This is a genomic window from Corynebacterium sp. HMSC074A01, assembly GCF_001831515.1.
Taxonomy (GTDB): Bacteria; Actinomycetota; Actinomycetes; order Mycobacteriales; family Mycobacteriaceae; genus Corynebacterium.
The window spans coordinates 132578-156662 of the sequence record NZ_KV825623.1; the positions used below are offsets into that span (position 1 = coordinate 132578).

Annotated in this window: 19 protein-coding genes; 9 read left to right on the forward strand and 10 right to left on the reverse strand. The window is 66.3% G+C overall.

Translation table 11 applies throughout. The features are described 5' to 3' along the window. Positions 1–393: 393 nt before the first annotated feature. Both HMPREF2550_RS08570 and HMPREF2550_RS08575 read right to left on the reverse strand, forming a co-directional pair. A complete protein-coding gene (locus tag HMPREF2550_RS08570) occupies positions 394–900 on the reverse strand; it encodes a hypothetical protein (RefSeq protein WP_070790685.1) in 507 nt (168 codons plus the stop codon). A gap of 77 nt (positions 901–977) precedes the next feature. Next, the gene (locus tag HMPREF2550_RS08575) at positions 978–1196 is read right to left on the reverse strand and encodes a DUF3263 domain-containing protein (RefSeq protein ID WP_141760573.1); all 219 of its coding nucleotides are present in this window, start codon (positions 1194–1196) and stop codon (positions 978–980) included. A gap of 16 nt (positions 1197–1212) precedes the next feature. On the opposite strand from HMPREF2550_RS08575, the gene HMPREF2550_RS08580 reads away from it, so the two are divergent. The 5 genes from HMPREF2550_RS08580 to cls are packed head-to-tail and all read left to right on the forward strand — an operon-like array spanning position 1213 to position 6101. Beyond that, positions 1213–1785: a peptide deformylase gene (locus HMPREF2550_RS08580; protein ID WP_070790687.1), complete on the forward strand. Its 573-nt coding sequence runs from the start codon at positions 1213–1215 to the stop codon at positions 1783–1785. A 20-nt stretch (positions 1786–1805) separates the two neighbouring features. After that, a complete protein-coding gene (locus HMPREF2550_RS08585; RefSeq protein WP_070790688.1) occupies positions 1806–2816 on the forward strand; it encodes a hypothetical protein in 1011 nt (336 codons plus the stop codon). Further along, positions 2816–3796: an N-acetylglutamate synthase, CG3035 family gene (locus HMPREF2550_RS08590; RefSeq protein ID WP_070790689.1), complete on the forward strand. Its 981-nt coding sequence runs from the start codon at positions 2816–2818 to the stop codon at positions 3794–3796. The genes HMPREF2550_RS08585 and HMPREF2550_RS08590 overlap by 1 nt, the downstream gene beginning before the upstream one ends. Positions 3797–3834: 38 nt before the next feature. Next, a complete protein-coding gene (locus HMPREF2550_RS08595) occupies positions 3835–4626 on the forward strand; it encodes an exodeoxyribonuclease III (RefSeq protein WP_070764400.1) in 792 nt (263 codons plus the stop codon). Continuing rightward, positions 4623–6101 carry a cardiolipin synthase gene (gene cls / locus HMPREF2550_RS08600; RefSeq protein ID WP_070790690.1) on the forward strand — a complete coding sequence of 493 codons (1479 nt, stop codon included), beginning with the start codon at positions 4623–4625 and terminating at the stop codon, positions 6099–6101. Before HMPREF2550_RS08595 ends, cls begins: the two co-directional genes overlap by 4 nt. Before the next feature lie 3 nt (positions 6102–6104). Here the strand turns inward: cls and HMPREF2550_RS08605 are convergent, their stop codons facing one another. Genes HMPREF2550_RS08605 through HMPREF2550_RS08615 form a run of 3 tightly spaced genes read right to left on the reverse strand, consistent with a single transcriptional unit; the run spans position 6105 to position 8206 of the window. After that, a complete protein-coding gene (locus HMPREF2550_RS08605) occupies positions 6105–6833 on the reverse strand; it encodes an ABC transporter permease (RefSeq protein ID WP_070790691.1) in 729 nt (242 codons plus the stop codon). Beyond that, a complete protein-coding gene (locus HMPREF2550_RS08610) occupies positions 6826–7752 on the reverse strand; it encodes an ABC transporter ATP-binding protein (protein ID WP_070790692.1) in 927 nt (308 codons plus the stop codon). The genes HMPREF2550_RS08605 and HMPREF2550_RS08610 overlap by 8 nt, the downstream gene beginning before the upstream one ends. Then, the gene (locus HMPREF2550_RS08615; RefSeq protein WP_070790693.1) at positions 7745–8206 is read right to left on the reverse strand and encodes an NUDIX domain-containing protein; all 462 of its coding nucleotides are present in this window, start codon (positions 8204–8206) and stop codon (positions 7745–7747) included. Before HMPREF2550_RS08615 ends, HMPREF2550_RS08610 begins: the two co-directional genes overlap by 8 nt. 36 nt (positions 8207–8242) lie before the next feature. On the opposite strand from HMPREF2550_RS08615, the gene HMPREF2550_RS08620 reads away from it, so the two are divergent. The 4 genes from HMPREF2550_RS08620 (at position 8243) to HMPREF2550_RS08635 (ending at position 14405) form a co-directional block, all read left to right on the forward strand. Further along, positions 8243–9718 (forward strand): hypothetical protein, encoded by a 1476-nt coding sequence (locus tag HMPREF2550_RS08620; protein ID WP_070790694.1) that lies wholly within the window; start codon positions 8243–8245, stop codon positions 9716–9718. 14 nt (positions 9719–9732) lie between these two features. Continuing rightward, on the forward strand, positions 9733–10704 hold the full coding sequence (locus HMPREF2550_RS12470) for a glutamate ABC transporter substrate-binding protein (protein ID WP_246817516.1): 972 nt from the start codon (positions 9733–9735) through the stop codon (positions 10702–10704). Continuing rightward, positions 10701–13094: a serine/threonine protein kinase gene (locus HMPREF2550_RS08630; protein WP_070790695.1), complete on the forward strand. Its 2394-nt coding sequence runs from the start codon at positions 10701–10703 to the stop codon at positions 13092–13094. The genes HMPREF2550_RS12470 and HMPREF2550_RS08630 overlap by 4 nt, the downstream gene beginning before the upstream one ends. 663 nt (positions 13095–13757) lie before the next feature. Continuing rightward, positions 13758–14405 carry an endonuclease domain-containing protein gene (locus HMPREF2550_RS08635; protein ID WP_210400221.1) on the forward strand — a complete coding sequence of 216 codons (648 nt, stop codon included), beginning with the start codon at positions 13758–13760 and terminating at the stop codon, positions 14403–14405. Here the strand turns inward: HMPREF2550_RS08635 and HMPREF2550_RS08640 are convergent. The 5 genes from HMPREF2550_RS08640 to HMPREF2550_RS12295 form a co-directional block, all read right to left on the reverse strand. Beyond that, complete coding sequence (locus tag HMPREF2550_RS08640) at positions 14402–16864, reverse strand: zinc metalloprotease (RefSeq protein WP_070790697.1); 2463 nt, start codon at positions 16862–16864, stop codon at positions 14402–14404. The genes HMPREF2550_RS08635 and HMPREF2550_RS08640 overlap by 4 nt on opposite strands. Positions 16865–16915: 51 nt before the next feature. Further along, a complete protein-coding gene (locus HMPREF2550_RS12565) occupies positions 16916–19861 on the reverse strand; it encodes a Rib/alpha-like domain-containing protein (RefSeq protein ID WP_070790698.1) in 2946 nt (981 codons plus the stop codon). 189 nt (positions 19862–20050) lie between these two features. Beyond that, positions 20051–21256 carry an acetate kinase gene (locus HMPREF2550_RS08650; protein WP_070790699.1) on the reverse strand — a complete coding sequence of 402 codons (1206 nt, stop codon included), beginning with the start codon at positions 21254–21256 and terminating at the stop codon, positions 20051–20053. Further along, complete coding sequence (pta, locus tag HMPREF2550_RS08655) at positions 21257–22612, reverse strand: phosphate acetyltransferase (RefSeq protein WP_070790700.1); 1356 nt, start codon at positions 22610–22612, stop codon at positions 21257–21259. Between the two features lie 225 nt (positions 22613–22837). After that, positions 22838–24085: hypothetical protein (locus tag HMPREF2550_RS12295; protein ID WP_210400222.1), on the reverse strand; the 1248-nt coding region annotated here is incomplete at its 5' end.

Consider the following 24085-nt stretch of genomic DNA (forward strand, 5'->3'; position numbering starts at 1 on the left):
GAGCTAGCTCCATTTAGAAGGACCGCCGACACACCACCTGCGGTTTTGCATCCAGCGCAGACCCATATGGAGCTAGCTCCATTTAGAAGGACCGCCGACACGCGACCAGGCGTTTTCTCAACGCCGCAGAGCCAAATGGAGCTAGCTCCATTTGGACCCCAATCACTCGTCAGATGGGAGCATTGGGTTCCAACGTCCGATATAGGTAGGACCGGTTCATTCCAGGTGGTGGCACTCCACCCAAGCTGTACGGATAGCAGCAATCAGCGGTCTCAGCGCTGGCACCACCCCACCATCCCCGAGAGTCAGACAGTCAGCGGGCCCATCTCCCGGGTACCAAAACTTCCGCCCCTGCGGAAGAAGCAACAGCAGAAAACACGCCGACGAACGCAACTACGCCGTCGAGCGAGAGCCCGCCAGCAGACGATCCCTGACCGCCTGCTGCACGCGGGCGTCTCCCAGCATGTACGCGTCAGCGAGAGCCTGCATTTCATCCAAGTTCTTCTGGCGAATCACGAACCCGTATTCTGCAAGCTCTTCAGAAATGTCGGTCACACCAGCCTCGTAAAGATCCTCAAGGCTTTCTACTTGGAACAGCTCTCGGCCTCCCGCAACGATTCCGAGATTGCTGGGGCCTATAAGGCTCAAACCGGCAAACGCCACCTTTCCCCGGTCAAAGATAGAGACCGTGGAATACACGAGTCCGTCCCCAAGGAAAGTAGCCTCAGAGCCGAACATTTCCTTGAATTCTTCCGAAATGAATCGTGAAAGTGCCTGGGCAAGCATAAGGCTCAGGGTTCCAGCTGAATCGAGTTCGACGACGCCCTGGTCGACAGCTCGTCGCACAGCGTTGAGATCTGCCCCGAACCCGCTAGCGATCTGCTCGACAGAAAGTCTCATCAGCCTCACCTCCCTTTTCACTCACCAAAACGGTCTTACTAAGAACATATTTGGCATTTCTCCCCGCGCACCCCCACTCACCCCCGCTCTCGCAAAGCCCGCAGCCGCCGCACGAGCTGCGGCGCGTACGCCAACGCCTCCGGCGACTCCAGCAACAGGTTCAACCGCTGGTAGTACCGCGTCGGCGTGAGCCCCAGTTCCTGCCGGATCGCTTCCTCCTTCGCACCGAGGCTGCGCGGGGCGCCGGCTTCGAAATCGAGGAGTGTTCGGTCGGAGTCGGAAAGGGTCGCAGGCATGCTTAATATAGTAGGCATGACGATTCGACCCATCGTGATTTACGGCGACCCTGTCCTGCACAACCCCACCCGCGAGGTGACTCAGCCCGTGGAGGAGCTGCAGGAGCTGATCGCGGATATGCACGAGACGATGGATGCCGCCAACGGCGTCGGCCTTGCCGCCAACCAGGTGGGCGTTGACCTGCGCCTTTTCGTGTACCACTGCCCGGACGGGGACGAGATGCGCCGCGGCACGGTGATCAACCCGGTGTTGGAGACCAGTGAGATCCCGAAGACGATGCCGCGCGATGACGGCGAGGACGACGAGGGCTGCCTGTCCGTGCCGGGCGAGGGTTTCCCCACCGGCCGCGCGGATTGGGCCAAGGTCACTGGCCTCGACGAGCACGGTAACCCGGTCGAGGTCGAGGGCACGGGTTTCTTCGCGCGCTGCCTGCAGCACGAGGTGGGTCACCTTGACGGTAAGGTGTATACCGATGTGTTGACTGGCCGCTACAAGCGCGAGGCGAAGCGCGCGATTAAGGCGAACGGTTGGACCGAGCCTGGCCGGACCTGGTTGCCGGGCACTGATGAGGATCCGTTCGGCCACTAGGCCAGTCGGGAAAGGGTTTTATGCGTACTTCTTCAGCTCTCGCCGCCGGCACGCTCATTGTCGCGTTGTCCGCGCCTTTCGCGTGGGCGCAGGAGCCAGTGGAGCAGTTGCTTATCGACGTCCACGAGCTCCACGACTCCTACACCGACACCCTCGAGACGCAGCTGGAGGACATCCAGGCCGCCGAGGAAGCCGAGGATGAGGAGGCACTGGTCGCCGCGCAGGACGCCTACCGTGAGACGTTGAAAGAGTGGCGCACCGAGCTTATCGACGCCGCCGACGAGCTCGGCACACTCCGCGAGGACGCGAAGGACAACGCTCCGGACGGCGAGCTGACTAAGCAGGAGAAGAAGGCCTTCGCCAAGACGGAGGACGCGATCCGCGAGGACCGCGCGACGGTCCGCGACCTGCGCGAGGAGGTCCTCGGCGACGACGAGGCCGTCTACCTCCCGGGCGTCATCGGCGGGCTCGGCGGCCTGTTGGGCACCACCGCTTCGGACGCGATCGAGCGTTCCGAGCAGGGCGACAAGCGCATCGCTTTCGGCCTGCCGGGCGAGGAAGAGGCCGAGGAAACCTCCGAGCCAACCACCACCGAGGTCACCACCCCGGAGGAGCCGCGGCCTTACTACCGCGCCGAGGTGATGCAGGAGAGCTCGACGACTACCTCCACGAGCCCGACGTCCTCCACCAGCGAGTCGACGACCACCAACACCGAGTCGACCACGACTAACACCGACACAGGCACCGCGACCACCACGCCCACCTCCACAACCGCCCCAGCGGAAACGACGACGGGGACTGCGGAGGAGACAACCTCGGCGACCGCGATCCTGCAAAACCGCACGACCTCGGCCAGCTCGAGCTCCTCGACGGTCACGCGCACCACGTCCAGCACCACCTCCACCACCGAGACCTCGGAGGAGACCCGCGACGGCGACCTGGCCGAGACGGGTACGCCGATGCGCAACCTGATCGTGCTCGCGGCGCTGCTGACGCTGGCCGGCGCATTCCTGGTTCGTCGCCCCGCCTAATGTCGCGCATCTTCCGCTCCGACGAGGTGGCCGTCGGCGACCGCGTCGTGGTGCGCCAGCGCCGCGGCGAGCACGCCAGCGACGTCATCGGGCACGTCCTCAGCCTGGACCCGCTGGTCATCCGCCCGCAGGAGGTCGGCGGCTTCCCGTCGCTTAAAGACGCGGTGGAGATTACGGACCTCCACATCATCAAGAAGCTATCGCCGCGCACCGTGCGCAACTCAGACATCCGCGCCATCGAAGCCGCCACCGCCCGCGCCTTCCCGGGCCAGGAGCAGTTGCTTATCGACGGCTGGCTCGCCCGCACCGGCGCCGAGATCGCCGAGCGTTCAAACTCGGCTACCCCGGTCGGGCATTCCGCTTCCCTGCAGCCGGTGCCGCTCGACGCGCTGCGGAAGTTCTACGACGCCCACGACGTCCCGCTGCAGCTGCTGGTGCCGGAGCGCATCGGCAAGCCTGCGCTGCGGCTGATCGAGCGCCACCCGGACGCCTGGGAGCTGGGCGAGGAGATCCTCGTGATGACGGCCGCATGTGAAGCACCCGACACAGCCGCAGCGACCGGCACCCAGCTGCGCGTGGATGCCCACCCCACCGACGAGTGGCTGGACATGTACCACTTCCGCGGCACCCCGCTGCCAGAGGACGCGGTGCTGGATCTCGCCGCCAACATCGATGGAAAACTCGCCTTCGCCCAGCTCATCCGGGATGGCCGGACGGTCGCGGTGACGCGCGCGACGCTGACGGAATCCGACGACGGGCGTACCTGGCTCGGATACTCGGCCGTCGAGGTCGCCGAGGACTGCCGCCGCCAGGGGCTGGGCACGCAGCTGACCCGCCAGCTGCTTGCCTGGGGCGCGTCGCAGGGTGCCGAGGCGGCGTACCTGCACTGCCGCCAGAGCAACACTATCGCGCTGGATATGTACCACAAGCTGGGCTTTATTGAGCATCACCGTCATCGTTATGCCCGGTTGGTGGGTTAGGGCTACGGGGCGTCGAGAAGCATAGCTACAGTGGTGGCATGCGAATCGCCACTTGGAACGTCAACTCGGTGCGCACCCGTACCGAGCGCATCGTCGCTTTCCTCGACCGCCAGCAGGTCGACGTGCTGGCCATGCAGGAGACGAAGGCTGCCGACGCGAAATTCCCCTACGACGCGTTCAACGACGCCGGCTACGAGGTCGCGCACGTGGGCTACAACCAGTGGAACGGCGTGGCGATTGCCTCGCGGGTGGGCCTGAGCGATGTGCGCGACCACTTCGAGCGCCAGCCCAGCTTTGCCAAAAAAGGCGAGCCGGTGCGCGAGGCGCGCGCGGTCGGCGCGAACTGCGGCGGGGTCGAGGTGTGGAGCCTGTACGTGCCCAACGGCCGCGAGATCGGCGACCCGCATTACGACTACAAGCTGCAGTTCCTCTACTCGCTGCAGGACACGGTGCGCCCGGGCGAGCTGCAGGTGCTCACCGGCGATTTCAACATCGCCCCGCGCGACGAGAACGTGTGGGACATCGACTGGTTCGACGGCAAAACGCACGTGACCGAGCCGGAGCGCGCCGCCTTCCAGATGCTCTGCGAGACCGGGCTGACCCAGCTCGAGCACGAGGAGCTCTACTCCTTCTGGGATTACAAGTCGGCCCGCTTCCAGCGCAACGAGGGCATGCTCATCGACTTCCAGCTCGCCACCGCCCCGCTCGCCGCGCTGGCCACCCGCGTGTGGGTCGACGCCGACGAGCGCCGCGGCACCGGTGCCTCCGACCACGCGCCCGTGATCGCGGACTATGACACCCGTGGGCTGGACTACGATCAAGTGCGATGAGTTTCTCGTTTGACGTCTCCTACTGGCAGTTGGTGGCCATGGCCATCGACTACGCGATCAAGTTCGTCATGATCGGTATCGTGCCAGAGAACCGCCGCCCGTCGTCGGCAAACGCGTGGCTGCTGCTGATTCTGCTGCTGCCGATCGTGGGCCTGCCGCTCTACCTGCTCATGGGCTCCACCCTCGTCTCGCGCCGCCGCCACCGCATCCAGCGCCAGGCCACCGACCTGCTCAACGACATCTTCACCGATACGCCCGACTACCCGCGCGGTGCGCAGCTCTCTACCGACGTCGCGTCGATGCTGCGCCTGAACCGCGAGCTCACCGGCTTCCCCGCCCAGTACAGCCGCGTGCGCCACACCTGGGCAGACTATGAGTTGGTGATGCAGCGGCTCGCCTCGCTTATCGACGAAGCAACCTCCTACGTCGACGTCGAAATCTACGCCGTGGCGTGGGACCAAACCACCGCCCCCGTCTTCGAGGCGATGGAGCGGGCAGTCAAGCGCGGCGTCCACGTCCGCCTGCTTTTCGACCACATCGGGTCAATGAAGTACCCCGAGTTCCGCAAACTCAAGCGCAAGCTGACCAAGGCAGGCATCGACTGGCACCTCATGCTGCCGCTGAACCTGCTGCGCGGCCGCTTCCGCAGACCGGACCTCCGCAATCACCGCAAACTCGTGGTCATTGACGGCCGCGTCGGCTTTTTGGGCTCACTCAACTTGATCGACCGCAGCTACCTCATGCCGAACCACCGCCAGGCGGGCAGGCAGTGGGTGGACATCTTCATCGAGCTGGAGGGGCCCATCGTCACCTCCATGGAGTCGCTGTTCGCCGTGGACTGGTACACGGAATCCGGCGAGCTCATCGAGCTCAAAGCGCCCGCTCCCCTGCCCAACCCGCATAACGAGGACGTCAACCTCATGCAGCTCTTGCCGTCGGGTCCGGGGTATCAGACGGAGCCGAACCTGCGCAGCTTCAACTCCCTGATCCACCACGCCCGCGGGCATCTGATCCTGTGCTCGCCGTACTTCGTGCCGGAGGAATCCCTCCTCGAGGCTGTGACGACGGCCTGCTACCGCGGCATCCGGGTCGACCTGCTGGTGAGCGAGAAGGCGGACCAGTTCATGGTCAACCACGCCCAGTCCTCCTACTACCAGCAGCTGCTCGAGGCCGGCGTGCACATCTGGGAATTCCCCGCCCCGTACATCCTGCACACCAAGTTCGCGCTCGCGGACCCGCAGACGGCGGAGGCAGTGGGCGTCGTCGGCTCCTCCAACATGGACATCCGCTCGTTCTCCCTCAACTACGAGTCCAGCCTGTTTGTGACGGCTGGCTCGCTGATCCAGGATCTAGAAAAGCTCGCGGAAAACTACCTTGCAGTCTCCCGCGAGCTCACGCCAGAGCGGTGGAACCGGCGGCCCTGGTACCGCCGGTACGTGGACAACGTGATGAAGCTGACCTCCGCCCTGCAGTAACTTTTAAGCGTCGCGCTTGTGCAGCACCACCACGCCGATGACCCACAGCGCGACGGCCCACACGCAGAAGATGACAAACGACGCCCACAGTTCGTGCGCGCCCGGCTGGTTAAGCATGAAGCTCATCAGGTTGCCAAAAGGCAGGTACTCGGCCGCCTTTGCGCCGATCTTGGGCAGGATCCGGATGATGTTCTCTGCCACCAGCAACAGGCCGAGCCCGATGACCACGGTGCCGGCGGTGTTGCGCACCAGCCAGCCCACGCCCTGGGTCAGCACCACGATGAGCGCCTGGCCCAGCGGCACGGCCCACAGCGCGCGCTGCGTGAAGTTGTTCGTCGCCCAGTTGGCGGGCACGTTGGCGGTCAGGTCGCCTGCGATGAGCGCAAGCACCATGCTCACCAGCCCGATCACAAAGGCAAGGGCCGCGCCCAGCAGCACCTTGGAACAGGCCAGCTGCCAGCGCTTCGGCACAATGCGGAAGTTGGTGCTGGCCATGCCGAAGCGGTACTCGGTGGTGACCGTCATGGATGCCTGCACCATCGTGATGATGGAAAGGGTCAGTGCGACGATCGAGACCGTCATCAGCGGAGCGTACGGCATCGCGCCGAGCTGGGAGGACCAGCCGACCAGGATGCCGTAGAGCAGCGACAGCACCAGCGCCACGATGGTGGACACCCAGAAGGAGCGGGTGGTGCGCAGTTTGGTCCATTCGGCGTTGATCTGGTTAAGCACGGCGTCCCTCCGGTGCGGTGTATTCGGCGTGGCCCTCGGTCGAGTGCATGTACGCGTCCTCGAGCGAGGCGTGACGTTCGGTGAGCTCGGCAAGCTGGATCCCCGCCTCGAAGGCGATGCGCCCGACCTCGTCGCTCGCCGTGTTGGGGACCTCCAGCATCGGGCGCTGCGCCCCGTCGACGCCGCGGCGCGTCTCACCCAGCGCGGCGGCCAGTCGCTCGAGTGCTGCCTCGTCCGCTGTGCGCACCAGGGTCGTCACCGCGGAGTTGGACGAGATGAACTCGGCCACCGAGGTGTCGGCGACCAGCTTGCCGCGGCCGATCACCACGAGATTGTCGGCGGTCTGCGCCATCTCGGCGAGGATGTGCGAGGAGACGAACACCGTGCACCCCTCGGCGGCGAGCCCTCGCAGCAGACCACGGACCCAGCGGATGCCCTCCGGGTCCAGGCCGTTGACCGGCTCGTCCAGGATCAGGTACTCCGGGTCCCCCAGCAGCGCTGCGGCGATGCCGAGGCGCTGGCCCATGCCTAGCGAGAAGCCGCCGACCCGCTTGTCGGCCACATCGCTCAAGCCCACGAGGCCGAGGACCTCATCGACGCGGTTGGCGGGCAACCCCGCGGCCTGTGCCTGCCACAGCAGGCTGTTGCGGGCCGTGCGGTTGGGGTGCACGCCCTTGGCGTCGAGAAGCGCGCCCACGCGGTGGGTGGGTTGTGGCAGGTTGCGGTAGGGCGCGCCGTCGATAAGCGCGGTGCCCTGCGTGGGAGTGTCCAGGCCCAGCATCATGCGCATGGTGGTGGACTTGCCCGACCCGTTGGGGCCCAGGAAGCCGGTGACCACGCCCGGTTTCACGCTGAACGTGAGGTCATCGACCGCCCGGACCGGACCGTAGTGTTTGGTCAGTCCTTGAACTTCAATCATGCGGACAAGTATGCCCGATGAGCCCCTCCAGCGCGGCAGCGAACCCCGGGTGCAAGTGCAGTTCACACACATCGTCCAGCGGAACCCAACGAAGCTCTTCGCTCTCCTCGTTCGCCACCGTCGGCAGCGGGGCCCCATCGACCGTGCGGGCCAGCACGGTGGTGTAGCTCCAGCCGGGCACGCGCATAGTCACGACCTCCTTGACCGGGGTGACGTGTGCCGGGTCGATGCCGCACTCCTCCACCGTCTCGCGCAGGGCGGCCTCGGTGGCGGTTTCGTGCGAATCGCGGGCACCGCCGGGGATTCCCCACGTATCCCCCTGGGCCGTCCACGCGGCGCGGTGCTGCAACAGAATCTTGTCTCCTGCCTGCAGGAAGAGGCCTGCGGCACCGAACTTTCCCCAGTATTTTTCGCCATTGGGGCCGAAGACCCATCCGTTTCCGTCGCCAAGCATGCCACCCACTGTAGCGAGACACGTTATTCTTGGGGAATGTCCCAGAACGTGCAGCGAGGCCCCGCGCCGACGCCCGACGACGCGTGGTTGGACGAGTTAGAACGCACCCCAACCCGCCGCACGTTCCGCATGGTCATGCGCGACTACGTCACCGGGCCCGCCCGCCTGGCCCGGCGCGGCGCAAGTTTCGTGGCTACCACGCCGGGCAAGCTCGTCGCGATGATGCTGGTGCTCACGCTCGCGCTGCTCGCCGCCGGTATGGCGATGAGTTCCTCGATGGCGAAGCGGCAGGACTCGCTGGACACGCTGGTCACCGCGACCGAGCCGATGAGCAACTCCGCGCACCTGCTGTTTACCTCGCTGTCGCAGGCCGACACCGTGGCGACCACCGGTTTCGTGCAGCCCGGCATGCTGACCAAGGAGGAGCGGGCGCTCTACCTGGCCTCGCTGGATCGGGCCGTGACCGCGTCCAACGACGTCTACCGTGGCTCCGTCGAGGCCGATGGCGCCCAAGACAGCGAGGAGATCATCGACCTGGTCTCCTCCATCCAGCGCCACATCCCCATCTACTCTGCGCTGATGGAGCGCGCCCTGGTCAACCAGCGCATGGGCAACCCCGTCGGCGTGGCGTACATGTCGGAGGCCTCGGGCATCATGAGGGAGCAGATGCTTGACGACGCCGACCGCCTCTATACCCTGACCCAACGCCAAGTCGCCCGCGAGATGGCCCGCCTGTCCGCGCCCCAATTCGTGCCGCTGTCCGGGCTGTTCGCCGCCCTGATCTTCCTCGTCGCCGCCCAGTGGTGGCTCTGGCGCACCTTCCGCCGCCGCCTGAACAAGGGCTTCCTCGTCGCGACCGCGTCCATGCTGGTGGCGGTGATGTGGGTGAGCGTGTCCAACCTGCAGTTGTGGCAGTCCGGCTTTGTCGGCTTCGCTCGCGCTGCAGAGCCTTGGGAGCAGCTGACCGACGCCCGCATCGACGCCCAGGAGGCCCGCACCGACGAAACCTTCGCCCTGCTGCGCCGCCAGTCGGTTGCCCAGTCCTCGCGCTCCTTCGACGCCACACACGAGAAGATCGTCGACGCCCTGCAGGCGACCAACGTGGTGCTCGCGGAGCACTCGGAGCGCCACGGCAGCGAGGCCTCTCGCGAGACCGAGCAGCTGATCACCTCCGCGCACGTCGCGCTCGCCGAGTGGCGGGACAACCACACCGCGCTGCTGTCCGCGATTGATAACGGTCAGTACCAGGAGGCCGTCGTGCTGCTGACCGGGCAGGAGCCAGGGGATGAGGGTGCCGATTCGGTTGCTGGCGAGGTCGGCGCGACCGCCTACCGGCAGCTGGACGCAAACCTGCAGGAGCTCATCGCCATCTCGCGCGTGTCCACCCGCGAGTACATCACGGCCTCGCTCGACGCGACCCGGCTGGTCTCGGGCGCGGTGGCGCTGCTGTCGCTGCTGGCGGTGCTGTGCATTTGGATTGGAATTCGTCACCGGATTGCGGAGTATCTGTGATGAAAAACGTAGCCATGGTTCTGGGAAGTGCACTGCTGCTCGCGGGCTGCGCAGGGTGCGCACCAAGTGCCCCACCCACGCCGCCGGAGGACCCGCCGTTGACCTACGAGGGCCTGCCGCTGCCGCCCGGCGCGATCGTGGATCCGGCCGGCGTCCCGCCCGCGGGCGAGTTCTCCAGCGCGGACTTCGACTGGCCCGGCTCACTCGCGCCCCTGGAGGAAGAGGACGGGATCGGCGGGGCGCTGCACAAGATCCGCGAGCGCGGCCGCCTGCTCGTGGGCATTGACCAGTCGCAGTACCTGCTGTCCTACCGCGACACCGCCGCGGGCGACCTGCGCGGCTTCGAGGTGGACCTCGCGCGCGAGATCGCCGAGGACATCCTCGGCGACCCGAACAAGGTGGACTTCCGCTTCGTGGAGTCTGCCTCCCGCTCCGAAATGCTGCAGTCGGGCGCGGTGGACGTGGTGATCCGTACCATGTCGATTACCAAGGAGCGCACCCAGCAGGTCGCCTTCTCCACCCCGTACATGATCTCGTACGTGCGCGTGCTCACCCCACGCGACCGCGGCATCCACACCATCGAGCAGCTGGCGGGCAAGCGCGTATGCATCGTCGACGGCACCAACCTGCTCAACCTCACGCGCACCGTCGCGCCCGAATCCGAGGTGCTGCGCACCCGCTCCTGGTCCGACTGCCTCATGGCCACCCAGCAGTACCAGGCCGATGCTGTGCTTGCCGACGACGCCATCCTCGCCGGCATGACCGCCCAAGACCCCCACGCCGAAATCCTGCCCGACTCGCTCGCCCGCCAGCTCTACGCCGTCGGTATCCCCAAAGGCCACGACGACCTAGTCCGCGCCGTCAACAGCACCATCGAGCGCATCCGCAGCGACGGCACGTGGACCCGCATGCACCAGCAGTGGCTCGGCGACTCGCTCGCCGAACCGACCCCGCCGCCCTTGATGTACCGCGAGGAGGAGCAGTGACCGAACCCACCAAGCGCGACGACACCACCGGTCCCGCCACCGAGGCCGTCCCGTACGACCCCTTCGCGGACGATGAGCCGGGCACCGAAGCCGTGCCCTTCGACCCGTTCGCGGACGAAGATTCAGACGGTACAGATTTCTCCGAGCTCGGCGAGATGGCGGGCCTGCTCAAAGACCTCGACGACCTGCGCCGCGGCTCCGTCAAGGAGGACACCTCCTCGCGCTCCCGCAGGCAGGCCCTGGACACCTTCCGCGAACTGCGCGGGACCCGGCGCGAAAACCGCATGGTGGCCGACGGCATGGTCGAGCTGCCCTGGGTAGAACCCACCCAACCCCGCACGGCGCTCAAAGACCCCCGCCCCGCCGAGGTGGAGAAGGGCATTCCGGCGCCCACGCTGCACCCGGGCGATATCGTCGCCGGCCAGTACGAGATCCTCGGCGTGATCGCCCACGGCGGACTCGGCTGGATCTACCTCGCGGAAGACCACAACGTCTCCGAACGCGTCGTCGTGCTCAAGGGCCTGCACTCGCAGGAGAACCCGGACGAGGCCGAAGCCGCCGCCGCGGAGCGCGAGTTCCTGGCGGACATTACGCACCCCGGCATCGTGAAGATTTTCAACTTCATCGACGATCCCCGTGTGCCCAGCGGGTTCATTGTGATGGAGTACGTGGGCGGGCCGTCGCTAAGAGCCCAGCGCAACGCCCAGCCCGACCACACGCTGCCGCCGGACGTGGCGATCGGCTACATCCTGGAGATCCTGCCCGCGCTTGGCTACCTGCACTCGCGCGGCGTGGTGTACAACGACCTCAAGCCCGACAACATCATTGTGACCGAGGACCAGGTCAAGCTCATCGACCTGGGCGCGGTCTCCGGTATCGGTGCCTTCGGCTACATCTACGGCACGCGCGGCTTCCAGGCGCCCGAGGTCGGTACGGAGGGCCCCACGATCCACTCGGACATCTACACCATCGGCCGCACCCTCGCCGCGCTGGTCATCGACCTGCCGCAGAAAGACGGCGTGTACCAGCACGGCATCCCCACGCCCACCCAGGAACCGCTGTTCCGCCGCTACATCTCGCTCTACCGCGTCATCGCCCGCTGCTGCGACCCCGTCGCCGCGCACCGCTACAGCTCGGTGCAGGACCTGCAGGCGCAGCTGCTCGGCGTGCTGCGCGAGGTGCTCGCGATTCGCGACGGCCGCACCTTCCCCGCCCAACAGTCCCAGTTCTCCCCGCAGCGCACCACCTTCGGCACGAAGCACCTGGTCTTCCGCACCGATCAGCTTATCGACGGCATCACACGCACCGTCGAGATCACCCCACAGGAAGTCGTCTCCGCACTCCCCACCCCGCTGATCAACCGCGACGACGTCGGCGCCGGCATGCTCCAGGGTTCCTCCTACTCCGAACCGCAGGAAACCCTGGAGACGCTGCGCCAAGCCATGCAGTCCGACCAGTACCAACAATCGCTGGAAATCCCCTTCGGGGTGGTCCGCTCCATGCTCGACCTTGGCCTGACCGAGCAAGCGCAAACCTGGCTCGCCAGCATGCATACCCGCCTCGACGGCAACTGGCGCTTCTACTGGTACTTCGGCGTAGTCAACACCCTGCTCGGCGATTTCCCCGAAGCCCAGCGCGACTTCGCCCGCGTCTTAAGCTTCCTGCCCGGCGAGCCCGCCCCCAAGCTCGCCATCGCCGCCGTCGACGAGCTTCTGCTCCAGCAAGCCGGCCTCCACGAGGAGCAACTGCTTAACGACGCCCTCGCACGCGCCTCCGCCGGACTCCGCACCAAACTCGACGACGTGGACAACGCCGTCTTCGAAGACCTCCACGACCGCGGCCTCATGTCCGAGAACTGGGACCTGGTCACCGACGACCCCGCCATGCTGCGCTTCCACTCCATGCGCCTGTACTCCCTGGTCTGGGTCACCAACCCCACCACCGTCTCCTCCGCTTTCGGACTCGCCCGCCAACTCATGAACGAAGGCGAAGTCGAACTCGCCATCGCCGCCCTGGACAAAGTCCCCAACTCCTCACGCCACTACCGGATGGCCCAGCTCACCTCCATCCTCTGCCTCGTCTCCGGCGACCTCACCGAATCCCGCATCCGACGCGCCGCCCGCCGCCTCGACCAGATCCCCAACACAGAACCCCGCTTCCTCCAGATCAAGGTGTTCGTCCTGCGCGCCGCCCTGACCTACCTGCGCGCCAACGGCATGCAGCGCGCCGACTCCACCATGCCGCTCTTCGAATACACCTTCAGCCTCCGCGGACTCCGCCGCGGCCTGGCCATCACGCTGCGGGAACAGGCGCGCGTCGCGCCGTACGCGCAGCACCGTTTCGCGCTCGTGGACATGGCGAACAAGGTGCGGCCCGCGACGTGGTTCTGACGGGGTTGGGGGTTTTCTGCGGCTTGTCCGCTGCTTTGCCGCAAACAGCGCAAGTTGCACCTCGCAAGTCCCGCCCAAATGGGCCATAAACGACTTCCAACTTGCGCTACCTAGCCCGATGCAGTGGCCCGCCCCAGCAAAGTGCGACCATAACGGCCTTGCAGCAATACGCCGTCCCGTCCCACCCGCAAACAGCGCAAGTTGCACCTCGCAAGTCCCGCCCAAATGGGCCATAAACGACTTCCAACTTGCGCTACCTAGCCCGATGCAGTGGCCAGCCCCCTTGCCAGCCACTACACTTCCTTGCAGAGTGCGATCGGGGGATCGTACGACAACATACTGGGGGTAACTATGGATAGACGTGCGCTAGTCGCGCTTCTAATTCGGCCCGGAAAGGCTGACGAGCTCGCTTGTAGGAAGCTTTCTGCTTCAAAGTTCATCGCGGAATCGGACTGGGAGCCGCTTAAGCCGTATGAGCGGGAGTTCTTGCGGGCATATGCGGCAGGGGCTGCGGCGCACACAGCGGTGCTGGTGGGCAGATCGGCCGCAGTAGTGAACGGTATCTGGACGCTGCCTTTACCCGAGGCCGAGGTGACGCTGGCCAATCCGGCTCATCCGGCACCTTGGAAGGCGCAGTGGCCCCGGGGCGTGAAGTACCACTCGATGCGCATTCCCAAGACCGACTCCTACACGTTCACCTCAAGCGCAGGCGACACCATCCGCACGACGACGTCGGCACGCACGGCCGTCGACATCGCGCGACTGCACGGGATCCGCCACGGCGTCGTCGCGATGGACTCGCTCTTCTACCAGGCGAAACCCTACGAGCACGAACGCATCCGCGCCGAGCTCGAAGACGCAGTCGCCAGGCTCGCGGGCAAGCGCGGCATCGCCCACGCCCGCAAGGCGCTGACCTGGTGTTCGACGAAATCCCAGTCGCCGTACGAGTCGCTGCTGCGCGTGGTGCTGCGCCAGCGCGGCGTCGAGGCGGCGGAGCAGATGTGGATCGGCCGGTACGCGCGCCCAGACCTGCTGTGGGGCCAACTGGTCATCGAGGTCGACGGCGACACACAATTCGCGGACAACGGGCAGGCGGCCGCGCTCGAGCAGCTGGCGCGCGAGAACTGGATCCGCATGCAGCACTACGACGTCATCCGCGTCACGCCGCGCGAGCTGCTGCGCAATGAGGAGCGGGTCGTGCGCGAGATCCTCGATCTGAAGGAGCACTCTTCGCTTCTCGACGCCCCACTCACCCCCGCCACACACTCCCGCCCAGTCTCCGGCGAAGACTGGCGCCGCCAGGCAGGTTAGAGCAGCCCCATCTGGGCCGCGACGCCCGCGCCGAGGCCCAGCACCGCGAGCAAGCCCAGGATAACGCCGATGGCGATCCCGGCTGTGCTCGAGCCCTGCGCAGCCGGCGCAGCAGGCGTGGGCTCACTCGTAGGCGAAGAAGGCGCACCCGTAGGCTCCGCAGGGCCGAGGTCGGTCACGCCCGGTGCGCGGGTGGGCGTGGTCAGGGCGTCGTTGGGGCGGGTCGGCACCGGCGTGGAGGTGGGGCGTCCGTGGCCGGGGTCGGGGGAGCCGAAGGCGTCTTGGGCTTGGGCGAGGAGGGGGGAATTGGTGCGCGTGAGCTCGTCGATAAGCGACTGCATCTGTGCCTTGGTGTAGGTGAGCACCGAGAACTCCTGGGTCTCGTCGGCGACGAGGCGGCCGCCTTCGTTGTAGACGCGGAACTGGATGGGCATGGTGGCTTGGGTGTAGCCGGCGGTGTTGGTGATGGGGATGGAGAGGGGGAGTTTGGAGGTGTCGGAGAGCGCGGAGGCGACTTCGACCGTGTCGGACCAGGTGCCGCCCGGGTAGGTGGCCTCGACGCGGTAGCGGTGGGGGCGCAGGCCCAGATTGGACAGCTCGACTTTGACGGTGGAGTCGGTGCGGTTGGCCACGATGACGTTGGGGTCGGTGGGGTCTTTGAGGACTCGGAAGCCTGCCTTGCCGTTGTTGAACTGGGCGGCGTTCTTCTCCAGGTCGCGGACGGTGACCTCACTCTGGTTGGTGTGCTCCGGGTCGGTGGGGTGCTCGGGTGCCGGATCGGTGCCGGTGGAGCCGCCCGCGGTGCTGGTGCCCGCCCGGCCCTCGGCGGAGCCGACGCGGCCGTTGACCAGTTCGACGTTTCGCCAGTCGGGGGCGATGTTGTAGTCGCCGTCGAAGCAGTGGATGTCGGTATCCGTGCAGGCGCGCGGCAGCGGGGCGCTGGGGTCGGGGCGCGAGGGCTCGTCCGAGTAGTCGAAGTAGGCGAACTGGTAGAGGTAGTTCATCACGGACTGGTAGTTCGGCACGTAGTCCGAGTCGGGGCGCTCCACGTTGTACGCGCCGGAGTGTGTCAGGCCCAGGTTGTGTCCGTACTCGTGCAGGATGCTGTTGCGTACCTGCTCCTGCGAGGTCATCAGGTCGTTCTTGGACACGAAGAAGGCACCGTCGCGGACCAGGCCGGTGCCCGAGGAGTAGTTGCCCGGCGACTGCTGCCCGCCAATGATGCCGACGCGGAAGACGTCCGCGCGCGGGCCGAGGAGGCGGTCGCGTTCCTGCAGCAGCTTGAGACCGGGTGGCACGCTCGGGGTGTCGCCGTCGCCGAAGAAGTACTGCGCGTAGTCCTCGGTGGGCCCGCCGTGGTGGGTGGTGTAGCCGGGGATGTTGGTGTAGTGCTCACCGGCGTCGATGTGCAGGCGGATGCCCTGCTTTTCAAAGACCTTGACCAGCTGGTTCAGGCTCGCGCGGGAGGGCTCGTAGGTGTTCGTGTTCGCGCGCGAGCAGGCGGTGAACGCCGCGAAGTCGTCTGGAGTGGGCGCGTAGTGGGTGCGGTCGGCGCAGCCGAGGGTTTCCCACTCGGATTTCATCCAGTTCAGCTGCAAAAACAGGTCCGGCGTCTGGGGGTCCGCGCCCCAGACGTTGAGGGGGAATTCGGTGCCGCCGTTGGTGGTGAAACCTTCGAGTTCCCAGCGGTCGGGGAAGCCGTCGCCGTCGGCGTCGTTAAGCGCGGCGATAGCCTGGCCGCGGAGCTTGAGGTGCGCGGTGAGGTGCTCCCCCGGCGCGACTGCCTGCGCGTATTCGCCGGCCTGGTAGCGGGCCTCCCGTGAGCCCGCCGTCCACGTGCCGCGCGCCGCGTCCTGCACCGCGGCCTCGCGGTCCGCGCCCGCGCCGAGCCGGGCCGCGCCGGAAAAGTCGGCCTGAAGCGTGTAGGCGTCGCCGATTGCCACGTCGAGCACGTCGCCGTCGCGCGTGACCATCAACTGCCGGGTCCGGTCGAGGGTGCCGTGCGCGAGCGTGACCGACAGCTCGCGGGCCGCCTCGCCCAGGTTGTGCAGCTGCACGTCCACGTCCACGGCGTCCGCGGTGACGCGGAAGGTGCGCACCATCTTGACCTGCGCGCGCTCGTCGACATGCGTGAGGGTGACCGTGTCCACGCCGTCCACCGACGAGTGCGCGACGTCGGTCTCGTTGGCCGCGTACGTCACCGGCACACCGCCGGCGGCCGCGTCAATGTAGAGCGCGTTTTGCAGCACGCTTATCGACGGGTTCGTGTGACCAAAATACAGCCACGACACCCGCCCCTTGCTCGCGTCCACAGTGTGGAAGCCGCCCTCCGCGCCGGTGGTGACCTCAACGGAGTAGTTGTGCGGCGTGATCTTCGCCTCCGCCACGCCGGGGTTACTCACGCAGGCCGCACCGAGCGCGGTGGCCACCACGAGTGCCGGCAACGTGTGTGCGCGCATGCTCATCCCCTTTCGGCGTGCGGTGCGAAACGATCGAGTATCCACCACAGACTAACGCAGTGGAAAGGCCAGGAAGGTCCGGAAGAACTCCCGGTTCTGGTACAGCCCGAAACCGATCCCGCCGGTCGCGGCAAGCACGCCGAGCACAAACGCGAGGATCCGCGCGGTGATGGTCGCGTCCGTCACCTGCGCCGGCGCACCAGCGGAGCCATTCTCGCTTGCCGACGGCAACACCGTGACCGTCGCATTCGTCACCGCCTCGGTCGTGTCCGCGAAAGTCACGCGCACCTTCACGTTGCGCACGCCGGGCTCTGCGCCGTCGACCGCTTCGACGGTCAGCGCGCCAGTAGCCTCGTCGATCCGCGTGCGCAACCCCAGCACCGCCTCCACCAGGGAGAATGCGGTGGCCTTGAACTCGGGCGTGATCGTGGCGGACTGGCCCGGGCGCACCTGCGCGGCCCCGAAGTCGGTGGGCACGGCCCCCGACATCGCCGCGACGACGGTCGCCTGGGTGGAAAGTAGGCGCCAGGAGCCGTCGCTAAACGTGGCCTTGACCTGCACGTTCGAGCTGTCGCCCGGCTTGGCTCCGGCTGGCGCGGACACGGTCAGCTCACCGGTGGACTCGTCGACGCTCGCGGGCCAAGCCAGCCCCGCGAACGTGGAGGCAAGCGCGAACCGGGTGCCTGCAGGCACGCCGTCCGCCTGCGCAGTCACCGCCACTTCACCCGTGGGCAGCACGAACGGCTCCCAGGTGATCTCCGCGTGGCGGGCGAGCGAGTCTGTAGTCAGCACCGCGTCCAGCGAGGTCTCGGACCCGTCCGGGAACTCGGCGCGCACGCCGACCGTGTACGAGGTGCCGGGGGCCGCGTCCTCGGGCAAGCGCGCGGTGATCTCGCCGGTGTGCTCGTTGACGTCCAGCGTCATCGGCACGGCACCGGAAGCCGTAAACGCCACGCCCTCGGGCACCGTGCCGCTGGGCTTGATCGTGATGTTGCCCTGGGCGTCCGCGTAGGCGGCGTCGTAGTGCAGGTCGGTTTCCTGCGCCATCGACGCCTGCTCACGCACGCCGATGACCAGGGGCACCTCCGCCTCCGAGCCGTCCGCGTAGGTGGCGATCACTGTGACCTCCAGCGGCGCGGGGTCCTCCGGCGCGGTGGCCTCCACCTCGCCAGTTTCGCGGTCCACGCGCACGTCCCAGCCCCGCAGCGTCGTGTCCTGCGCCAGGCTGAAGTCCGTGTCCGCGGGCACGTCCGCGTTGGTCTGCCGCACCGTGACGGTCTCGCCCGTGCTCGCTTGCTTATCGACGTACGCCGGCGCATACAGCTGCGCGGCCCGCGCCTTCAGCACCTCGAAGTGCGCGACGGTACGCTCGCTCGACCCGTCCGGGTAGAGCACGTCCACGTCCACCAACTTCGGCTCACCCACCGGCGCATCCAGCGGCGCGGTGTAGGTGACCGCGCCGTTTTCGTCCACGCTCACGTCCTCGCCTGCGACCTCAAAGCGCGTGCCCTCGGGCAGCGGCTCATTATTGAAGGCGGAGTTGTTCACCGTGAAGGTGGCACGCGGCGGCGCTGACGTGGCCTTTCCGCCCGCGCGCACGTAGGCCACCGTGTAGGTGGGCGTGAAGCGCTGCGCGTCGTTGGCCGCCTCGACCACGCGGACGCGGATCACGTCGTGCTCGCCGTTCGAGGTCGCCACCGGCACCTCGTACACCCCAGGGGCAGTGCTTATCGACGGCTGCACGTACACCTGGCCACCACGAAACACCGTCACCCAGTCCGGCGCGCCGGCGGTGGCGTAGACGACCACGCCCGGCTCCGCGCGCGTCGGCTCGAAGGCGTCCTCGGCACCGGCGGCGACCTCCAGCTCATCCCAGCCGAACTGGTCCAGCTCCTCCGGTTCCTCGGGGTCGACAGGCTCCACCGGCTTCTCTGGCTCCGGCTCAGGCTCCTCCCCCTCAACCACCAGGTCGAAGTTGTCCACGTAGCGCTCGCCGTCTTCCGTGATCACATCGACAGTCACGTGCGAGGTACCGGACTCCGCAGGCGTTCCTTCGATCACGCGCTCCTCGCCGTTGAAGTCCAGGCCTTCCGGCAGCCCGTCAACCTCAACCGAGGCCGCGTCATCCAGCTCCAGCGGGATCCGCACATCTTCCCCCGGAGCAAGCGGCGCGTCCGGTTTCTCGGCCAGCTCCGCTTCCTTTGCCTCCAGGCCAGCCGGGTCGCGGAAGGTGATGGTAAAGCGGCTCTCCAGCGGGCCTGCCCCGTTGACCACGAGGTTGCCGTCTCGGTCCACTACGCGCAGCGTGACCGGGTACTCCCCTGTCCCCTGCGGGCGGCCGTTGACGTAGTAGTACACGCTGTGCTTCACGCCGGGTGCCTGCACGGTGGTCCACAGCCCGTCCGGCAGGCCGTCGATTTCCAGCTTCGCGCCAGAGGGCACGTTCACGGCACGCAGGTACAGCGGCAGGATGAGCCTGCCGGACCAGTAGGTTTTGTCGCCTGGGGCAATCAGGTACGGCTCGTCCGCCAGCTCGACGTGCGCGGAATACTCACCGACTGAGCCGTCCGCGAAGTCCACGTGTACCGGCACGTCGAACTCGTCGACCATCTCCGCGGTGAAGGGGTGCGGCGGGGTCACCTCCAGGCTGCCGTCGGAGCCCAGCACGACGTCCCAGCCCTCCGGAACCGTGAACCCTTCGCCCAGCGACCACGCCTGCGGGGTACCAACTACACCAAGCGCACCGAGGATGCCGGACCCGCGCACCTCCGGCTCCGCGGAGGCGGCACCGCCGAAGGAGGGGCGCAGCGTGTCCCAGGTGATATTCGTGCGCTCTGCGTCCGAGCGCGAAAAACGTGAGGGCGCGGCCTCCGCTGTGGGCAGCGCCTGCGGGGCCGCGATCGGCTCGACGCCGACAATAACCAGTGAGGCTCCGAGGGCGCATGCGGCGAGCGTGACCCCCCGGCGTACGGTGGTGCGCCTTCCAGTGCTGCCCATGCGTGGCCCTCCTTCGATCGCCCGTGCGCTTGCAGCCCGCGGGGGTGGGTTAGGGCACACCTCGGCCATTCATGTGGTTACAAGGTTTTGCCCATCTATTCCTTACTCTACCGCCAGGTACCCAAAACGCAATGTCGGCCCGGGCGACTGCGTAACAGATCACATCCGGGCCGGCATTCAGCGCTTCAATTAGGCAAGCTGCTTGGCAATCCTGCTCGCCTTCTGCGCGATTGCCAGCTCCTCGTTCGTCGGCACGACGAGGACCTTCACGGTGGAATCGTCCGTGGAGATGATGCGCGGGCCGTCGTTCGGCTGCGCGTTTCGCTCCGGGTCAACCTTAACGCCGTACATCTCCATGTTGTCCAGCGCGTCGAGGCGGACCTGCTGGTCATTTTCGCCCACACCCGCGGTGAACGTGATGGCGTCCACGCGCCCGAGCGCAATCATGTACGCACCGATGAAGCGGCGCAGCTGGTTGATGTAGACGTTGTACGCCAGCCAAGCGTCCCCGTCTTCCTCTTCGATCATCGCGCGCAGCTCACGGAAGTCGTTCACACCAGATAGGCCCTTCACACCGGACTGGCGGTTGAGCAGGTTGTCAATCTCGTCGATAGTCATCCCGCCCTGACGCACCAGGTGGAAGATGATGCCGGGGTCGATGTCACCGGAGCGCGTACCCATTACCAGACCGGCGAGCGGGGTCAAGCCCATCGACGTATCGATGGCGTGGCCGTTCTCCACGGCGGAGCAGGACGCGCCGTTGCCCAGGTGCAGCACGATCTGGCGGGTGTGCAGCGGGTCGCGATCGATGAGCGCCGGCACCTGAGAGGAGACGAACTCATGTGAGGTGCCGTGGAAGCCGTAGCGGCGGATCTGGTTCTTCTCTGCCACCTCAGCGTTAATGGCATACAGCGCGGCGGCCGGCGGCAGGTGACGGAAGAAGCCCGTATCAAACACGGCCACGTGTGGGATGTCCGGCAGCAGCTCACGGGCGACCTCGATGCCGTCGATGTTGGCCGGGTTGTGCAGCGGGGCGAGCGGAATCAGGTCGCGGATCATGTCCACCACCGGATCCAGGATCAGCTCGGGCTCGGAGAAGACCATGCCGCCGTGCACCACGCGGTGCCCGACCGCGCTGATGTCCAGCTGGGTGGGGCCGATCCCCTTGGTTTCCAGGATGCTAAAGCTCTCCTCCAAGCCGACCTTGTGGTCCGGGATCGAGCGCTGCACCACGTACTTCTGGCCGTTGTGCTTGACGGTGATGCGGCCCTGCTGCTCACCGATCTGCTCCACCAGCCCGGAGACGAACGGGTCATCCGAGGCGCTGGCTTCCGGATCAACGATCTGGAACTTGATGGAGGATGAACCGGAATTAATGACCAGTGCGTATGCCATTTACTTTGCTCCTGCCTGAATAGCGGTGATTGCGACGGTGTTGACAATGTCCGGCACAGTCGCGCCACGGGACAAGTCATTGACCGGCTTGTTCAGCCCCTGCAGCACGGGACCGACAGCGAGCGCGCCACCGGTGCGCTGCGCGATCTTGTAGCCCGCGTTGCCAGCCTCCAGGTCGGGGAAGATGAACACGTTGGCCCGGCCCGCGACCGGGGAGTCCGGGGCCTTCTTCTTGCCCACCCCGGGGTCGCACGCCGCGTCGAACTGCAGCGGCCCGTCGACAGCCAGCTCCGGGTTCGCCGCCTTCGCGGCCTCGACCGCAGCGACGGCACGGTCCACGTCCGGGCCCGCACCGGAGGCACCGGTGGAATACGACAGCAGCGCCACCTTCGGGTCGATGCCGAACTGTGAGGCGGTCTCCGCCGAGACCACTGCGATCTCGCCGAGCTGCTCAGCAGTCGGGTTCGGGTTCACCGCGCAGTCGCCGAATGCCCACACACGGCCGCGCATGACCATGAGGAAGATCGACGAGACCACAGACGCACCCGGGGCCGTCTTGATGATCTGGAACGACGGCCTAATCGTGTGCGCCGTGGTGTGCGCCGCACCGGAAACCATGCCGTCTGCCAGGCCCTTGTGCACCATCATGGTGGCGAAGTAGGAAATGTCCTGCATGGTCTCGCGCGCCTGCTCAAGCGTGATGCCCTTCTTCTTGCGCAGCTCCGCAAACTCGGCGGCGAACTCTTCCAGCAGCTCGGATTTCGTGTGGTCAATCACCTGCGCCTTGGACAGGTCGAGCCCCTGCGCCTCCGCACGGCGAGCAATGTCATCGACGTCGCCCAGAATCGTCAGCTTAGCCACGTCCTTAGCCAGCAGCTGGTGCGCCGCCTGCAGGATACGGTCGTCTTCGCCCTCCGGCAGCACGATGTGCGCCTGGTTCTCCTTCGCCCGCCCAATCAGCCAGGACTCAAAGACCTCGGCACTCATGACGGGCTCAGCATCTGCTTCTACCTGCAGCGATTCTGCGTCAAGGGCCCCTTGCTTCACGACGCCCGCGAGCACCGTCCCCGTCTGCCCCAGCACCTCCTCCACGTGCCCGGTCTGCTCCGGAGTAGGGGTCACCAGCACAACCGGAACGCCGTACGCAGCGGCGACCTCTGCGTCGAAGGTGTAATCGCCGCTGCCGAGAATAAGCGCGTCCCCCTGCGCGAGTAGCTCCTGGCCGTACGCCTCGGCGAGGGTGTCGCCCTCGACGCGGGCGGCGCGGACACCGATCGCTGCGGCGAGTGCTGCAACGTCAACGTCATCGAGTGTGCACTTGGCTGCGGTGATGAGCAGTGAGCGGCTATTCGCCATGAGTCCACCTTTCGTGTCCAGGCGCATACTCGGCCTGGTTTGAGTTGCCATAAACAGTGACCAGTGTACCGAGGAATGGCGGTGGACAACGCCCAGTTGCACCAGCTTTGCATGTGGGATTGGGCATATAACGAAGCCGGCCCGGCACTCCCCGTAATGGGGAGCGCCGGGCCGGCGTTCAGGCTATCTACTGCGCTGCATCAGTGCAGTAGGAGCTCGGTGGACTTACTTCTCGTCCTTCTTGGAGGAGGTCCAGGTGTTACCGGAAGAACCCTTCAGGGAATCAACCTTGACCGAGCTCTTCGCGCCAGCAGGTGCGCAGTTGTCGTAGATGATCGTGCCAGCGATGATGCCAGCGGCGATCACTGCGAGACCAGCACCGACGGTAGCCAGGTCGAGGCCTGCCTTACGCAGCTGCGCATTCATCTGCGACATTGCCTGTGCAGTCTGCGGGTTGAACATGCCCAGGTTCCGCTGGATCTGAGCGTTCGCACGCTCGATATCCATGGCGACGTTCTCCACAAAGTCGGTCAGACCCGGGATGGTCAGCTGGGTTGCCAGACCGATCGGGATCAGTGCCAGCAGCGGCAGACCGAAGCCCACAGCGGAAGCGATGCACTTGCCCTGATCAGCCGGTCCCTGCTGGTCCGGTGCAGGCGCACCCGCGTCCGGCTTGCTGGACTGGTCGAACGGGTTGAAGCCCTTCTCGACCTCTTCCTTGTTCGAGACACCGTCACCGTCAGCGTCACCATTCGGATCCAGGATGGACTTGCCATCCTTGCCAACCAGCTGGAACTTCGCAACCGCGTCGTCCTTGGAGCCGTCCGCGTACTCGAACTTGACGCCGACCTTCGGCTCGGCAACCGGAGTCAGGGCCTCAACGACCTTGTTCCAGTCCTTCTCACCCAGTTCAGCGAACTGCTTCGCCAGCTCCTTGTTGTTCGGAGCCTGACCAGTGATCACACCGTTGGCGTCGTGCGTGAACTCCCAACCGGTAGCGTCCTTCGGGTCGTTCCTGGTGATGGTGGTCCCCTCCGGGGCACCCTTCTCACCGAACGGCTTCTTCGAATCCTTGGACTCGCCCGGCTTCACTGTGACCGCGTCGCCGTACTGCGGATCCTCTTCGCTCGCAGTGGTCGTCTTGTTGTTGTCGTCACGGCCCTTCTCGTGGCCCTCGACCGGAATCTCAATCTCAGCCTTGCCGTTCGGCAGATCCGGATCCTCGACAATAACCGTGATCGGGCCGTCAACATCGGTACCCGGGGTCAGCTCAATCTCACCGGTCTCAGGATTAATGACTGCAGGAACATCCTTGCCGTCCTCATCCTTCGCAGAGACCTTGGTGTCCTCACCCGGGTTGGTGACCTTCACACCAGAGCCCTGCTTCTCATCAGTCGGATCAACCGACTTCTTACCAGAATCATCAACCGTGGTCTTGTCGTCGCCAGGAGCCGGAGACTCGTCCTGCGGCTC

Coding starts and splice junctions, on each gene's coding strand:
- HMPREF2550_RS08570 (WP_070790685.1), bottom strand. CDS start 900: ATGAGACTTTCTGTCGAGCAGATCGCTAGCGGGTTCGGGGCAGATCTC.
- HMPREF2550_RS08575 (WP_141760573.1), bottom strand. CDS start 1,196: ATGCCTGCGACCCTTTCCGACTCCGACCGAACACTCCTCGATTTCGAA.
- HMPREF2550_RS08580 (WP_070790687.1), top strand. CDS start 1,213: ATGACGATTCGACCCATCGTGATTTACGGCGACCCTGTCCTGCACAAC.
- HMPREF2550_RS08585 (WP_070790688.1), top strand. CDS start 1,806: ATGCGTACTTCTTCAGCTCTCGCCGCCGGCACGCTCATTGTCGCGTTG.
- HMPREF2550_RS08590 (WP_070790689.1), top strand. CDS start 2,816: ATGTCGCGCATCTTCCGCTCCGACGAGGTGGCCGTCGGCGACCGCGTC.
- HMPREF2550_RS08595 (WP_070764400.1), top strand. CDS start 3,835: ATGCGAATCGCCACTTGGAACGTCAACTCGGTGCGCACCCGTACCGAG.
- cls (WP_070790690.1), top strand. CDS start 4,623: ATGAGTTTCTCGTTTGACGTCTCCTACTGGCAGTTGGTGGCCATGGCC.
- HMPREF2550_RS08610 (WP_070790692.1), bottom strand. CDS start 7,752: ATGATTGAAGTTCAAGGACTGACCAAACACTACGGTCCGGTCCGGGCG.
- HMPREF2550_RS08615 (WP_070790693.1), bottom strand. CDS start 8,206: ATGCTTGGCGACGGAAACGGATGGGTCTTCGGCCCCAATGGCGAAAAA.
- HMPREF2550_RS08620 (WP_070790694.1), top strand. CDS start 8,243: ATGTCCCAGAACGTGCAGCGAGGCCCCGCGCCGACGCCCGACGACGCG.
- HMPREF2550_RS12470 (WP_246817516.1), top strand. CDS start 9,733: ATGGTTCTGGGAAGTGCACTGCTGCTCGCGGGCTGCGCAGGGTGCGCA.
- HMPREF2550_RS08635 (WP_210400221.1), top strand. CDS start 13,758: ATGCGCATTCCCAAGACCGACTCCTACACGTTCACCTCAAGCGCAGGC.
- HMPREF2550_RS08640 (WP_070790697.1), bottom strand. CDS start 16,864: ATGCGCGCACACACGTTGCCGGCACTCGTGGTGGCCACCGCGCTCGGT.
- HMPREF2550_RS12565 (WP_070790698.1), bottom strand. CDS start 19,861: ATGGGCAGCACTGGAAGGCGCACCACCGTACGCCGGGGGGTCACGCTC.
- HMPREF2550_RS08650 (WP_070790699.1), bottom strand. CDS start 21,256: ATGGCATACGCACTGGTCATTAATTCCGGTTCATCCTCCATCAAGTTC.
- pta (WP_070790700.1), bottom strand. CDS start 22,612: ATGGCGAATAGCCGCTCACTGCTCATCACCGCAGCCAAGTGCACACTC.